Origin of the sequence: Pseudomonas canadensis (genome assembly GCF_000503215.1) — a bacterium.
GTDB classification, from domain to species: domain Bacteria; phylum Pseudomonadota; class Gammaproteobacteria; order Pseudomonadales; family Pseudomonadaceae; genus Aquipseudomonas; species Aquipseudomonas canadensis.
Genome location: NZ_AYTD01000016.1, coordinates 186120 through 200392, shown reverse-complemented (window position 1 = coordinate 200392; position 14273 = coordinate 186120). Strand labels below are relative to the sequence as shown.

Here is a 14273-nt window from a genome sequence, read left to right as displayed (position 1 = left end):
ATGAGTCCCTTGAGACATGTGTTCACTTTGAGGACGCCATCGCTGGCAAGCCAGCTCCTACAGGCGTTAGACGGTTTTGGACATCCGGCCCGCGAGCAGCGCCCAGCCAAACAGCCCCAGGCACACAATGATCAACGGCCATGAGCGCCATTGCAGGTACGGCGTGAGGTTGTGCATCGGCACCACTTCGCCGTAGAGGATGCCGCGTTCGAATTGCGGGATCTGCGCGGTGATCTGCCCAAACGGGTTGATCAGGCCGGTCACGCCATTGTTGGTGGCGCGGATCATCCAGCGACCGGCTTCCAGTGCACGCATCTGCGCCATTTGCAGGTGCTGCAACGGGCCGATGGAGCGGCCGAACCAGGTGTCGTTGCTGATGGTCAGCAGCAAATCGCTCTGCGCCGACAGGCCTGCGGCGAACTCCGGGTACACCACTTCGTAGCAGATGAACGGCGCAATCTGATAGCCCTTGGCCTGTAGCATCGCCTGGTCGGACGGTCCGCGTGCGAAGTCCGACATTGGCAGATCAAAGAACGCAATCAGGCCGCGCAGCATGTCCTGCAGCGGCACGTACTCGCCAAAGGGCACCAGCTTCTGCTTGAGGTAGGTGCCGTCGCCTTCGCCAACCACGGTGATGCCGTTGAAGTAGCGCTTCTGGTGATGCACTTCCTGGCGGATTGGCACGCCGGTGATCAGCGCGGTGTGCCGGTCGGCGGCGAACTTGCCCATCATGCCCAGGTAGCCTTCGACAGACTCTTTGAGCACCGGCACAGCGGTTTCCGGCCACACCAGCAGGTCGACGGGCTTGGAGGTGAAGCTCATGTCGCGGTACAGCGCGAGCTGTGCGTTGAGCTGCTCCGGGTCCCATTTCATGCTTTGTTCGACGTTGCCCTGGATGGCGGCCACGGTCAGTGGCGCACCGGAGGGGCTGGTCCAGGTGTGATGCTTGAGCGCCAGGCCGATGGCCCAGGGCGCGACCAGCAACACCAGGCCTGCGCCGATAAATGCGTTGCGCTTGCCAGCCAGCAGACGCGGCAGGTTGCACAGCAGCGCTGCTGTCAGTGCCAGGGCAAAGGAGATCAGCCACATGCCGCCCACTGGGGCCAAGCCCGTCAGCGGGCCGTCAAGCTGGCTGTAGCCGGAGTACAGCCACGGGAAACCAGTGAGGAACCAGCCGCGAAATGCTTCCTGGCCCACCCACAAGGCGGCAAACGTCAACGCATCCGCCAACGGCGCCTCATTGCGCCGCAACCAGCGCGCCCACAACCAGGCGGGCAGGGCGAAGAACCACGCGATGGCGGCGGTAAACAGCAGCATCAGGAAACCCGCCAGCAGCACCGAAGCGCCGCCGAAGTGGTGGATGCTGTAGTAGATCCAGCTAGTGCCGGCGCCGAACAGGCCGAAGCCGAAACACCAACCGCGGCCCAATGCCTGGCGCGGGCTCAGGTCCCGCAGCCCGACATAGAACAAGCCGACCGCGACCAGCGCAAACGGCCACAGGTCGAACGGCGCCAGCGCCAGGGTGGTGATGGCGCCGGCCACCACGGCCAGCAAATTACCGGGCCAGCCGGGGCGGGTTAGGCGCTGCATGTCATTCCTTAGCGGGCAATAGGTGTCAGGCGGATCAGATGGATGCGACGGCTGTCGGCATTCAGGATACGGAAGCGATACGCGCCGATCTCGGTGGTCTCGTTACGTTTTGGCAGATGGCCAAACGCACTCATCACCAGGCCGCCCACGGTATCGAACTCGTCATCGGAGAATTCGCTGTCGAAGAACTCATTGAAGTTCTCGATCGGCGTCAGCGCCTTGATCAGGAAGTCACCGCTGGGCAGCGGCTTGATGTAGCTGTCTTCTTCGACGTCGTGTTCGTCTTCGATGTCGCCGACGATCTGTTCCAAAACGTCTTCAATCGTCACCAGGCCAGCTACGCCGCCGTATTCGTCGATCACGATGGCCATGTGATTGTGGTTGGCGCGGAATTCACGCAGCAACACGTTCAGGCGCTTGGACTCGGGCACGAAGGTGGCCGGACGCAGCAGGTCCTTGATGTTGAAGCTGTCGCCGTTCTCCTTGAGGATCAACGGCAGCAGGTCCTTGGCCAGCAGGACGCCCATGACGTCGTCATGGCTTTCACCGATCACCGGGTAGCGCGAGTGCGCCGAGTCGATCACGGCCGGGAGGAATTCCCGTGGGGTCTGGGTCGCCTTGATGCTGATCATCTGTGAGCGCGGGACCATGATGTCGCGTACTTGCAGGTCAGCCACCTGGATGGCGCCTTCGACGATGGCCAGCGCTTCGCTGTCCAGCAACTTGTTCTGATGGGCCTCGCGCAGCAGCTCAAGCAGCTCCTGGCGGTTTTTCGGCTCGTGGGCAAAAGCCTGGGTCAGCTTACCCAGCCATGACTTCTGCCCGTTGCTCGATCGGTCTTCGCTCATAGCGATTACTCTGAATCCTTTATTGTTACAGTTGAGTGTTTTTAAACTTCGTCGTCCGCATACGGGTCCGGATGACCCAATTCTGCAAGCAACGTTTGTTCCAGTGTTTCCATTTCCTCGGCTTCGTCATCGTCTATATGGTCGTAACCCAAGAGATGCAAGCAGCCGTGGATGACTAGATGGGCCCAATGGGCCTCAAGTTCCTTGCGTTGTTCTTTTGCTTCGCGCTCCACCACGGCGACACAGATGACCAGATCGCCCAGCAGTGGGATATCCAGCAGCTCATCCGGTACGTCGGCAGGGAAGGACAACACGTTGGTCGCATAATCCTTCTGGCGCCAGGTGTGATTCAGTTCACGGCCCTCGGGCTCGTCCACCAGTCGAATGGTCAGTTCCGAATCGGCGGTGCGCTGGCGCAGGGCCAGGGCACACCATTCGCGGAACTGGGCTTCACTGGGGGCGGGCGCATCGGTGGCCAGCTGCAGGTCAAGCTCAAGCATCGCGGCGAACGTCCTTGGACAGCCCGTCATCGCGGTGTTCGAAGCGCTCGTAGGCTTCGACAATGCGCTGTACCAGCGGATGGCGCACCACGTCCTTGGGCGAGAAGTGCGTGAAACTGATGCCCGGCACGTCCTTGAGTACTTCAATCACATGGCTCAAGCCCGACTTGGTGCCCTTGGGCAGGTCAACCTGGGTAATGTCGCCGGTGATAATGGCCGTGGAGCCGAACCCGATGCGGGTCAGGAACATCTTCATCTGCTCGACGGTGGTGTTCTGGCTTTCGTCGAGGATGATGAAACTGTTGCTCAGGGTGCGGCCGCGCATGTAGGCCAGCGGGGCGATCTCGATCACCTGGCGCTCGATCAATTTGGCCACGTATTCGAAGCCGAGCATCTCGTATAGCGCGTCGTAGAGCGGCCGCAGGTACGGGTCGATCTTCTGGGCCAGGTCGCCGGGCAGGAAACCGAGCTTTTCGCCGGCCTCGACCGCTGGGCGCACCAGCAGGATGCGGCGCACTTGCTCGCGCTCAAGGGCATCCACTGCACAGGCCACGGCCAGGTAGGTCTTGCCGGTACCGGCGGGGCCGATGCCGAAGTTGATGTCGTTACCCAGGATTGCCTTGACGTACTTCTGCTGGTTCAAGCCCTTTGGGCGAATCATGCCTTTTTTGGTACGCAGGGCCACGCTGGCTTCAGCCACCGGATTGTTGGCCAAGTCTTCCACAGCCGATTCCTGCAAATACAGGTGCACGATTTCTGGCGACAGCTCGCTACCCTTGGTTTCGCGGTAGAGACGGCGCAGCAGGTTTTCTGCGGATTTAGTGTGCAGGGCTTCACCAATGAGCTCGAACTGATTGCCGCGATTGCGGATCTCGATGCCCAGGCGTTGTTCGATCAGGCGCAGGTGCTCGTCGAACTGTCCGCACAGGTTGGCGAAACGGAGAGCCTCAAAGGGCTCGAGGATGAAACGATGGGGTTCTGCTATGGGTGCGTTCAAGGTCGCTTTTAGCCGCCCTTTGGCTGTTGAGGTGAAATAGAGAATAACGCCAGCCGGCTGTGTGCGAAAGCACTTAAACGGCACATGTTGGCTGGCGATAATTCAAAAAGTGATTATGGGATCAACGACCCACGCAGCGAATGGGGCTGCGCCGCGTCGATGTGCACATCGGCAAACTGGCCGATCAGGGTCGGATTATCGCAACGGAAGTTTACGATTCGGTTGTTCTCGGTACGTCCCTGCAATTCGCCGGGGTCTTTTTTCGAGTAGTCGGTGACCAGGATGCGCTGGGTCGAACCGACCATTTGTCGGCTGATCTCGAAACCCTGCTGGTTCAAGCGGTGTTGCAGCGCGTTGAGGCGCTCTTTTTTCAGCGCTTCCGGGGTTTCGTCCAGCAGGTCGGCCGCCGGGGTGCCGGGGCGCTGGCTGTAGACGAACGAGTAGGAAAAGTCGAAGCCGACGTCTTCGATCAGCTTCATGGTCTGCTGGAAGTCTTTCTCGGTCTCGCCGGGGAAGCCGACGATAAAGTCCGAGCTGATGCAGATACCCGGCACCGCCGCGCGCAGTTTGCGCAGTTTGGATTTGTACTCCAGGGCCGTGTGGTTGCGCTTCATCGCCGAGAGGATGCGGTCAGAGCCCGATTGCACCGGCAAGTGCAGGTGCTTGACCAGTTCCGGCACTTCGGCGTGGGCCTGGATCAGGCTGTCGGAGAACTCCAGTGGGTGCGAGGTGGTGTAGCGGATGCGCTCGATACCGTCCACGGCGGCGACCACGCGGATCAATTCCGCCAAGTCGGCCAGGCGGCCGTCGTGGGTCTGGCCGCGATAGCCGTTGACGTTCTGGCCCAGCAGGGTCACCTCGCGCACGCCGTTTTCGGCCAGGTGGATGATTTCCGACAGCACATCGTCAAATGGCCGGCTGACTTCTTCACCACGGGTGTAGGGCACCACGCAGAAGGTGCAGTACTTGCTGCAACCTTCCATCACCGACACGTAGGCGCTCGGCCCGTCGATGCGCGGCTCGGGCAAATGGTCGAATTTTTCGATTTCCGGGAACGACACGTCGACCTGCGGCAGCTTGGTAAAGCGCGCGGCGTCGATCATTTCCGGCAGGCGGTGCAGGGTCTGCGGGCCGAAGACCACGTCAACATAGGGCGCGCGGTCGCGGATCGCGGCGCCTTCCTGGCTAGCCACGCAACCGCCGACGGCGATCACCATGTCCGGGTTGGCCAGTTTCAATTCGCGCCAGCGGCCCAACTGCGAGTACACACGGTCCTGGGCCCGCTCGCGGATCGAGCAGGTATTGAGCAGGATCACGTCGGCATCTTCGGCGCGGGCGGTGACTTCCAGGGCCTGGTGTTCGCCCAGCAGATCGACCATGCGCGAGCTGTCGTACTCGTTCATCTGGCAACCGTGGGTTTCGATGTAAAGCTTCTTGGCCATGGGAATCGTCAACTGGTGGTAAAGAACCGCGCATTATAGGGGGCATGCCCATTGGTTCCTAGCGTTGTGCATCGGGTGCCATGCTATAGTTCGCGCCCTCTTTTATATCCCCGATGTGTTATTCGCCCACCATGACCAAACGTGAAGCTCCAATCTACAAGGTGATTTTCCTCAACCAGGGCCAGGTGTTCGAAATGTACGCCAAGCAGATCTATCAGAGCGATCTGTGGGGTTTCCTGGAGGTGGAAGAGTTCGTCTTTGGCGAGCGCACCCAGTTGGTCGTCGATCCGGGCGAAGAGAAGCTCAAGGCGCAGTTCGAAGGGGTGGTGCGCAGCTTTGTGCCGATGCATTCGATTGTGCGCATCGATGAGGTCGAGCGTTTGGGCACGCCGAAGATCAGCGAAGCGCGTGGCACCAGTAACGTGATGCCGTTTCCGATGCCGATGCCTGAAAAGTAAACATCAACTATTTTGTAGGGCGTTTCTGATTCTGCTCTCATGCGTGTAGACATTCTGCTTAAAAAATAGCAGATTTTTGTTTGTGCAGAGAGGAGTGTCATGAATATACCAATAATAAAGCGCCTCAACATTTTTCCCATTCTTGTGGTGCTTAAGTTTAGATTGCGAATTAACCAACTTTCCAAATCATTCGACTCTGACATGCAACGGCATTAGTCCACCATTGTCCAGTTACGCCACGCATTAGTTAACACCGAGTTTCCTATCACGCAGTCATCATCGGACTTATCTGTTCGGGAGTAGCCCTGTGCGCGATCCTCGTTACGACATTCTGTTTGAACCGGTACAAATCGGCCCGGTTCGCACCCGCAATCGCTTTTATCAAGTGCCCCACTGCAATGGCATGGGTCATGTGCATCCATCGGCTATGGCCCGCATGCGTGGGTTAAAAGCCGAGGGTGGGTGGGGCGTGGTCTGCACCGAGGAGTGTGAGATCAGCCCGCTGAGCGAGTTCTCGCCCTACATAGAAGCGCGGTTGTGGGATGAGCGCGACATTCCGGCACTTGCGCGGATGTGTGAGGCGGTTCACCACCACGGTTCTCTGGCCGGCGTCGAGTTGGCGTTCAACGGTTACTCCGCGCCTAACCGCTACAGCCGTGAAATCCCCTGGGCACCCTCCAATACACCGGTGCGGGGTTATGACCCCGTGCAGGCGCGGGCCATGAGCCGTGCCGATATCCAGCAACTGCGTGCACTGCACCGGGCAGCTGCGCTGCGTGCGCGGGACGCGGGTTTTGACATCATCTATGTTTACGCCGGGCATGATCTGGGCCTGCCATTCCATTTCCTTACGCCACGTAACAACCGGCGCACTGACGAGTACGGCGGTGTGTTAGAGAACCGGGTGCGCCTGTTGCGCGAACTGATTGAAGACACCCGCGACGCAGTGGGTGACCGGTGTGCCGTGGCAGTACGCCTGGCGGTGGATGAGCAGATGGCGGGTGGCTTGAGTCGCGAGGGCGAAGGCGCTGAGATCTTCTCGATGTTGGCGGACTTGCCGGATTTATGGGATGTGAATGTCGCCGACTGGTCCAACGACAGCATGACGTCGCGCTTTGCTCCGGAAGGTTACCAAGCGGACTTCCTGCAGGGGCTTAAGGCGCTGACCCGCAAGCCGGTGGTTGGCGTCGGGCGGTTTACTTCGCCGGATACCATGGTCTCCCTGGTCCGCAGTGGCGTAATCGACCTGATCGGCGCAGCCCGCCCGTCGATTGCCGATCCTTTCTTGCCGAAGAAGATTGAAGAGGGGCGCGCGGAGGAAATTCGTGAGTGCATAGGCTGCAACGTGTGTGTCAGTGGTGATCACACCAGCACGCCTTTACGTTGCACCCAGAACCCGACCATGGGCGAGGAGTGGCGGCGCGGCTGGCACCCCGAGTCGGTCCAGCGAGCGCCTCAGCCTGGGCGCGCGCTGGTGGTCGGCGCCGGGCCCGCAGGGCTTGAGTGCGCACGGATATTGGGGGCGAGAGGAATGGATGTAGCGCTGGCCGACAGCCTGCGCACGCTGGGTGGGCGCGTGACGCTGGAGGCGCGCCTTCCCGGACTGGCGAGTTGGGCTCGGGTCATCGACTATCGACTGGATGCCTTGAGCCGCCTGGCGTCGGTCGAGATTTATCGGGAAAGCCCCATGCAAGTCCAGGATGTGCTCGACTTCGCTGCCGAGCACGTGTTTATCGCCACCGGCTCCCACTGGCGGCGGGACGGCTTGGGACGCGCCCTGCGTCACCCGATGCCGGGCCTGGAGTGCCTGCCCGTACTGACGCCTGACGACGTGATGGCCGGTGTGTTGCCGCCGTCACCGGTGCTGTTGTTCGACGATGATCACTACTACATGGGCAGCGTGCTGGCCGAGCATTTGGTGGCGCGGGGTGTGGACGTAATCTTCGTTACCCCGGCGGCGGATGTAGCGGCCTGGACCCATAACACCCTTGAACAGCATCGCATCCAGCGTCGCCTGCTGGAGTTGAGTGTCACGATCATCGCGTCTCACACGCTGGTCGGCGGCATGCCGGAGGGCGTGGTCGCCGGGTGTGTCTACACCGAGCGAACCCGCTTCGTTCCCGCCGCGTCCTTGTTGTTGGTCACCTCTCGAGCGCCCGAGCAAGCGCTGTATCAGGCGTTGCATAACGGCCCCGAACAAATGCGCGCGGCCGGTATCACCACGCTGGCGTTAATCGGCGACTGCGTGGCGCCAGGCACCATTGCAGCCGCTGTGTATTCAGGGCATCGCATGGCACGAGAGTTTGATGCGCCTGCTGATTCATTAGTTGTACGTCGAGAAATTCCTTTTATCGAAGTGTAGTCAGTCCTGCTGTTTCATTAATGACGAGGCCTATAATAATGAAAAAAATAATCCTGACGTTATTCGCAACACTGTTTATAAATACATTTCTCTTTGCCAATGAATATACGGTAATACGTTTTGGTGTTGACCCTAACTACGCCCCGTTTGCCTACAAGGACACTAAGGGGGCGTTGACAGGTTTCGAAGTTGATGTGGGTACTGCCATTTGCATTAACCTTAACGTTCGCTGCCAATGGGTCGAAAGCGATTTCGACGGCTTGGTCCCCAGCCTGAATGCCGGCAAGATTGATGCGATCCTGGCTTCAATGACGGTCACTGACGCACGACAAAAGGTGATCGATTTCTCCTCGGAGGTTTTTTCCAGCCCCACCGCCATGGTGTTTCGCCCAGGCACCGAGCTGTCCAAGAGCAAGGCCGTAGGCTATTTGCAGGGCAGCACCCAGGAAACCTACGCCCGGCAAGTGCTCGCCAAGCAAGGCTTGAGAATCGTGGCTTATGCCGATCAGGAGCAGGTGTATGCCGACCTGGTGGCGGGTCGTTTGGACGCTTCATTGCAGGACGCCCAGCAGGCGCAGAGCGGTTTTTTGCGATCCAACCAAGGAGCGGGGTTTGTGCTGGGGCCGTTGATTGAAAGCGAACTGATGCCTTCCAAAAGTGCCATCGGCATCGCCAAAGGCAATCAGGCCTTGAAAACCCTGCTGGATAAGGGGCTGGCGGCATTGCACGCCGATGGCACCTATGCCCGGCTGCAGGAGCAGTATTTCCCGGGTGTGGACATGTTCAGCGGCCAATGACCGGCGAGGGCGCAACATGCTACCCACTTTTACGCAATTCGCCGCGACCCTGGACGGTTTTGCACCGCTGTTATTGCGCGGTGTCTGGGTAACGCTGCAACTGGCGTTGCTGTCATTGCTGCTGGGGCTGGTCTTCGGCTTGCTGGGGGCCGGCGCCAAGTTGTCCAAGGTCAGGGCCTGGCGCATCTGCGCACAGCTCTACACCACCCTGATCCGTGGGGTGCCGGACCTATTGTTGATGTTGTTGATCTTCTATGGGCTGCAAACAGGCTTGAGTCGTCTGACAAATGCGCTGGGTTGGGCCTACATCGAAATCGACCCCTTCAGCGCGGGCGTGCTCACCCTGGGGTTTATCTACGGCGCCTATTTCACCGAGACCTTTCGCGGCGCCTTGCTGGCCGTGCCTCTTGGCCAGTATCAGGCCGCCAAGGCCCTTGGCATGACCTTCTATCAAGGCTTTGTGCACGTGATATTCCCGCAGATGATGCGCTTCGCCCTGCCAGGGCTGGGCAATAACTGGATGGTGTTGCTCAAGGCCACCGCGCTGGTGTCGATCATCGGCTTGGCGGACCTGGTGAAAGTGGCCCAGGTGGCGGGCAAGAGCAGCCAGCAATTGTTAGCTTTTTTGCTGTTTGCAGCGTTGATCTACCTGGTGCTCAGCAGCGTTTCAAACGCCGCGTTGCGCTGGCTGGGACGCCGCTACGGTGCCGGTGTGCAGGAGGCATCATGATGATTGAGCTGATCCAGGAATATTGGCGACCACTCCTCTATTCCGACGGTCAACAAGTGACCGGCCTGGCAATGACCTTATGGCTGACCAGCGCCTCGCTGTGTTTTGGCCTGTTGCTGGCACTGCCATTGTCCATCGCCAGGGCGTCGTCCCGGCGCCGCTGGCGTTGGCCGGTGCAAAGCTTCACCTATCTGTTCCGTGGCACGCCGCTTTATATCCAGTTGCTGATTTTCTACACCGGGATTTACAGCATTACCGCGGTGCGTGAGCAGCCACTGCTGGATAGTTTTTTTCGCGAGGCACTGAACTGCACGCTGCTGGCGTTCGCCCTGAATACTGGGGCCTACACCACCGAAATACTGGCCGGCGCCATTCGAGCAATACCGCGCGGTGAAATCGAGGCCGCGCGATCCTTGGGGTTTGACAGCTGGAAGCTGTATATCCACTTGATCATGCCCTCGGCCTTGCGCCGGGCATTGCCGTACTACAGCAATGAAGTGATCTTCATGCTGCATTCCTCCACGTTGGCGTTTACGGCCACGGTTCCGGACATCCTCAAAGTTGCCCGGGATGCCAACGCTGCGACCTTCTTGACCTTCCAGTCCTTCGGCCTTGCCGCAGCTCTTTACCTGTGCATCACGTTTGTCTTGGTCGGTCTGTTTCGCCTGGCTGAACGACGTTGGTTGCGCTTTCTCGATCCAGGCCGATAGGGGGCCGCTATGCAGACTCGCGTACATGAATTACTGGCGGCCGTGCCGGGTATGACCCGGCAGATCCAGAGTTTTCATTACGAGCCAGCCAATCCGGCAGGTAAGGTTTACCTCCAGGCGTCGCTGCACGCTGATGAGTTGCCGGGGATGCTGGTGTTATGGCACCTGAAGCAGCAACTGGCACAGATGGAGGCGGCCGGGCTGCTACTTTGGTCGGTCGTGCTGGTGCCGGTAGCCAATCCGCTGGGTTTGGAGCAGGTACTCATGGACGTGCCGCAGGGGCGCTTCGATAACGACAGCCGTGAGAACTTCAACCGTTTCTTCCTTGATGTCAGCCAGCAGGTCGGTGATGACGTGCAAGGTCTGTTGACTGATGATCCTTCCAGCAATCTACAACTGATCCGCTCGACCTTGCGGCAAACGCTTGCCAGCCAGGTATCGGCGACGCAGTTGCAATCCATGCGCGTGATCCTGCAGACGCTGGCTTGTGACGCCGATATCGTGCTGGACCTGCATTGTGATTTCGAAGCCGTGCAGCACTTGTATCTGTCGCCGGATTTCTGGTCACAGGTGGAGCCGCTGGCCCGCTATCTGGGCGCGGAGGCCTGCTTTTTGACCAAAGAAGCCGGTGGGCAGTCGTTCGATGAGTGCTTTACGTTGTTTTGGGAGCAAATGCAGACGCGGTTTGCCGGGCGCTTCTCGGCACCTGGGTTCGCTGTGACCGTGGAATTAAGAGGGGTTGCTGATGTGGATCATGGGCTGGCTCGTCAGGATTGCCAGGCGTTGATTAACTTTCTAATTGAGCGTGGTGCGATTGATAGCCAAGCGCCTCCGTTGCCGCCATTGCTCAATCTACCAACCCCGTTGGCAGGGGTAGAGCCGGTGACCAGCCCGACGGGAGGCTTGATCGTGTTCTGCGCGCAGGTGGGAGATTACCTGAAGGCAGGGCAAATCGTGGCGGAAATCATCGACCCGATCACCGATCGCGTGACGCCAGTGGCTTGCACACATGCAGGGCTTTTGTATGTTCGATCAATACGGCGAATGGCTAGCACCGGTATGACAATCGCCCATGTCGCCGGCCAAAAGGCATACCGACAGGGTTATTTGTTGTCGCCTTGATCAGGGCAGTGGTGAGAAGGGCGAACGCCCGTCGGCACTCTGCAATTCCTGCAGATAATTGCGGAAAATCTGCCCTAGCACCTGGGTCGCCACTTCCAACTCATCGCGCTGCATGTGCTCGGCGACTTCGTCGGCGGTGTCCAGTGCGTCTTCTGCGCCGTTGACCGCGGCCATTTTCAGCACGATATACGCTTGGACGTTGTTGGCCGGCACGCCTTCGCCTTTGAAGAACATGTTGCCCAGTTCGAATTGCGCTTGGGCGTGCCCTTGCAACGAGGCTTTCTCGAAGTAGCTCAAGGCCTTGTTGAGGTCGCGGGCCGGGTTTTTACTGTCGTGGAAGTACTCGCCCAACTCGTATTGCGCCTGCGCATCCCCGCCGTCGGCCTGTTTCTGGCACGCGCTCAGGGCTTCGGCCTGGCTGTCTGGCTGGGTATTGAGGGTGCAACGACCCATCGCTGGGATTAACAACGAGTTGCCGCCTGCTTGTGCATGTGCCAGCAGCGGCTGAAGGAGCAACAGGCAGCCCAGAACCAGGGTGCGGCCGGTGCGTTTCATGGGAATCGACTTACCTCTGACGGGGCGCGCGGACCCTCGGGGGATCCAATAAGCGCGCATTATGAAATAAGCAGGCCTCTGCTTACAAAGTCTTTACTCGTTTTTCTGCTGCTTGGGCAAGTTATCTGCCGGATTGCAGGTGATTTCTCTAAAAAACGCGGAAATCTCTGTAAGCAAAGTAGCAAATCAGACACCGTTTGCGCGGTGCCTGATTTGTACGACCCATTATTTCAATGCGGCAAAGGCGCGTTCGGCGGCATCGAGGGTCAGTTTCAACTCGGCTTCGCCATGGGCGATCGAGGTGAAGCCGGCTTCGAAAGCGCTTGGCGCCAGGTACACACCGCCTTCCAACATCAGGTGGAAGAAGCGCTTGAACAGATCGGCGTCGCTGCCCATCACGTCATCAAACGTGACGATATCGTCAGCGCCGCTGAAGTACAGGCCAAACATCCCGCCCGCCTGGGTGGTGACAAACGGAATGCCAGCGGCATCGGCGCGCTGTTGCAGGCCGTCGAGCAGGCGCGTGGTGTAGTCGGTCAGCTCGGCGTGGAAGCCCGGGCGGCTGATCAGGCGTAGGGTGGTCAGGCCGGCGGCCATGGCCAGCGGGTTACCCGACAAGGTGCCCGCCTGGTACACCGGGCCCAGTGGCGCGATGTGCTGCATGATTTCGCGCTTGCCGCCGAAGCAGCCCACCGGCATGCCACCGCCGATGATCTTGCCGAAGGTGCTCAGGTCCGGCGTGACGCCGTAGTGAGCCTGTGCGCCGCCGAGCGCGACGCGGAAACCGGTCATCACTTCGTCGAAAATCAGCACCACGCCGTGCTTGTCGCACTGCTCGCGCAGGCCTTCGAGGAAGCCTGGCGCCGGTGGTACACAGTTCATGTTGCCGGCCACCGGCTCGACGATGATGCAGGCCACGTCCTGGCCCACTTCGTTGAGCATCTGCTCGACGGCGGCAATGTCGTTGAACGGCAGGGTCAGGGTGTGTTTGGCGAAAGCCGCCGGCACACCGGCCGAGCTTGGCACGCCTTGGGTCAGCAGGCCGGAACCGGCTTTCACCAGCAGGCTGTCGGAGTGACCGTGGTAGCAGCCTTCGAACTTGATGATGCTGTCGCGGCCGGTGAAACCACGGGCCAGGCGGATCGCGCTCATGGTGGCTTCGGTGCCGGAGCTGACCATGCGCACCATTTCCATCGACGGTACGATCGAGCAGACCAGATCGGCCATCTCGGTTTCCATGGCGGTCGGCGCGCCGTAGGACAGGCCGTGTTCCAGTTGCTTGCGCACCGCGTCCAACACGTCCGGGTGGCTGTGGCCGAGGATCATCGGGCCCCAGGAGCCGACGTAGTCCACGTAGCGCTTGTCATCTTCGTCGGTGACGTAGGCGCCTTCGGCATGCTTGAAGAACAGCGGCGTGCCGCCCACGCTCTTGAACGCACGCACGGGGGAGTTCACACCGCCGGGGATGTGTTTCTGGGCATTGGCAAACAGCGTTTCGGAACGGGACATGATCGGGCTCTCTTAAATCAAATCTGAAAAAGGGCGTTGAACGCACGGGCGCGGCGCGTGACTTCCTGGGTGCTGTCGGCGCCAAACAGGCCATGCACCACCGCCAGCAGGTCGGCGCCGTGGGCTACCAGGGGGGCGGCGTTTTCCAGGGTGATGCCGCCGATCACGCAGATCGGCAACTGCAAACGCGCACGGGCCTGGGCCAGCATCTCTGTGGTGGCGGCCGGTGCGCCGGGCTTGGTGTTGGAATTGAAGAAGCGGCCGAAGGCGACATAGCTGGCGCCTTCCTTGGCGGCCTGCTCGGCCAGTTCGATCTGGCTGTGGCAGGTGGAACCGATGATGGCTTTGGAGCCTAGCAGGGCACGGGCCGGGGTCAGCGGGCCGTCGGTCTGGCCCAGGTGCACGCCGACGCCGAGGCGGGCGGCCAGTTCGGCGTCGTCGTTGATGATCAACTGGGTCTTGTAGCGCGAGCACAGCTCCCGCAGCTTTTCTGCTTCACGCAGGCGTCGGGCTTCGTCGCTGCTTTTGTCGCGGTATTGCAGCAGGGTCACGCCACCGTCCAACGCTGCTTCGACGTAGGCGAGGAATTTACCGGCCAGCAGTTGGCTGTCGGTAATGGCGTAAAGGCCACGTAGTTTCATCGGGCAGGCCCC

At 60.0% G+C, this 14273-nt stretch carries 14 protein-coding genes; 6 read left to right on the top strand and 8 right to left on the bottom strand.

Going from position 1 to position 14273, the window contains the following annotated elements; translation table 11 throughout:
* Positions 1-66: 66 nt before the first annotated feature.
* The 5 genes from lnt to miaB form a co-directional block, all read right to left on the bottom strand.
* Positions 67-1590, bottom strand: a complete 1524-nt coding sequence (gene lnt / locus U367_RS0118040; protein WP_028618064.1) for an apolipoprotein N-acyltransferase — start codon at positions 1588-1590, stop codon at positions 67-69.
* A gap of 8 nt (positions 1591-1598) precedes the next feature.
* Positions 1599-2438 (bottom strand): HlyC/CorC family transporter, encoded by an 840-nt coding sequence (locus U367_RS0118035; RefSeq protein WP_010206772.1) that lies wholly within the window; start codon positions 2436-2438, stop codon positions 1599-1601.
* 41 nt (positions 2439-2479) lie between these two features.
* The gene (gene ybeY, locus U367_RS0118030) at positions 2480-2938 is read right to left on the bottom strand and encodes an rRNA maturation RNase YbeY (RefSeq protein ID WP_028618063.1); all 459 of its coding nucleotides are present in this window, start codon (positions 2936-2938) and stop codon (positions 2480-2482) included.
* Positions 2931-3935 (bottom strand): PhoH family protein, encoded by a 1005-nt coding sequence (locus U367_RS0118025; protein ID WP_016978598.1) that lies wholly within the window; start codon positions 3933-3935, stop codon positions 2931-2933. The genes ybeY and U367_RS0118025 overlap by 8 nt, the downstream gene beginning before the upstream one ends.
* A gap of 113 nt (positions 3936-4048) precedes the next feature.
* Positions 4049-5377 (bottom strand): tRNA (N6-isopentenyl adenosine(37)-C2)-methylthiotransferase MiaB, encoded by a 1329-nt coding sequence (miaB, locus tag U367_RS0118020; protein WP_028618062.1) that lies wholly within the window; start codon positions 5375-5377, stop codon positions 4049-4051.
* A gap of 131 nt (positions 5378-5508) precedes the next feature.
* Between miaB and U367_RS0118015 the strand changes: the two genes are divergently transcribed.
* The 6 genes from U367_RS0118015 (at position 5509) to U367_RS0117990 (ending at position 11556) form a co-directional block, all read left to right on the top strand.
* The gene (locus U367_RS0118015; protein WP_003194436.1) at positions 5509-5835 is read left to right on the top strand and encodes a DUF1820 family protein; all 327 of its coding nucleotides are present in this window, start codon (positions 5509-5511) and stop codon (positions 5833-5835) included.
* A gap of 307 nt (positions 5836-6142) precedes the next feature.
* Positions 6143-8197 (top strand): oxidoreductase, encoded by a 2055-nt coding sequence (locus U367_RS0118010; RefSeq protein ID WP_028618061.1) that lies wholly within the window; start codon positions 6143-6145, stop codon positions 8195-8197.
* A 38-nt stretch (positions 8198-8235) separates the two neighbouring features.
* Positions 8236-8994 carry a transporter substrate-binding domain-containing protein gene (locus tag U367_RS0118005; RefSeq protein WP_028618060.1) on the top strand — a complete coding sequence of 253 codons (759 nt, stop codon included), beginning with the start codon at positions 8236-8238 and terminating at the stop codon, positions 8992-8994.
* A 16-nt stretch (positions 8995-9010) separates the two neighbouring features.
* Positions 9011-9724, top strand: coding sequence for an ABC transporter permease (locus tag U367_RS0118000; RefSeq protein WP_028618059.1), 714 nt, complete (start codon positions 9011-9013; stop codon positions 9722-9724).
* Positions 9724-10434, top strand: coding sequence for an ABC transporter permease (locus tag U367_RS0117995; RefSeq protein WP_028618058.1), 711 nt, complete (start codon positions 9724-9726; stop codon positions 10432-10434). The genes U367_RS0118000 and U367_RS0117995 overlap by 1 nt, the downstream gene beginning before the upstream one ends.
* A gap of 9 nt (positions 10435-10443) precedes the next feature.
* Positions 10444-11556: a succinylglutamate desuccinylase/aspartoacylase family protein gene (locus U367_RS0117990; RefSeq protein WP_028618057.1), complete on the top strand. Its 1113-nt coding sequence runs from the start codon at positions 10444-10446 to the stop codon at positions 11554-11556.
* On the opposite strand, the gene U367_RS0117985 is transcribed toward U367_RS0117990, so the two are convergent.
* From U367_RS0117985 to thiE, 3 genes are all read right to left on the bottom strand, one after another.
* A complete protein-coding gene (locus U367_RS0117985; protein ID WP_010206766.1) occupies positions 11557-12111 on the bottom strand; it encodes a tetratricopeptide repeat protein in 555 nt (184 codons plus the stop codon).
* A 225-nt stretch (positions 12112-12336) separates the two neighbouring features.
* A complete protein-coding gene (hemL, locus tag U367_RS0117980; protein ID WP_016973898.1) occupies positions 12337-13620 on the bottom strand; it encodes a glutamate-1-semialdehyde 2,1-aminomutase in 1284 nt (427 codons plus the stop codon).
* Between the two features lie 17 nt (positions 13621-13637).
* Positions 13638-14261 (bottom strand): thiamine phosphate synthase, encoded by a 624-nt coding sequence (gene thiE / locus U367_RS0117975; protein WP_028618056.1) that lies wholly within the window; start codon positions 14259-14261, stop codon positions 13638-13640.
* Positions 14262-14273: the final 12 nt, after the last annotated feature.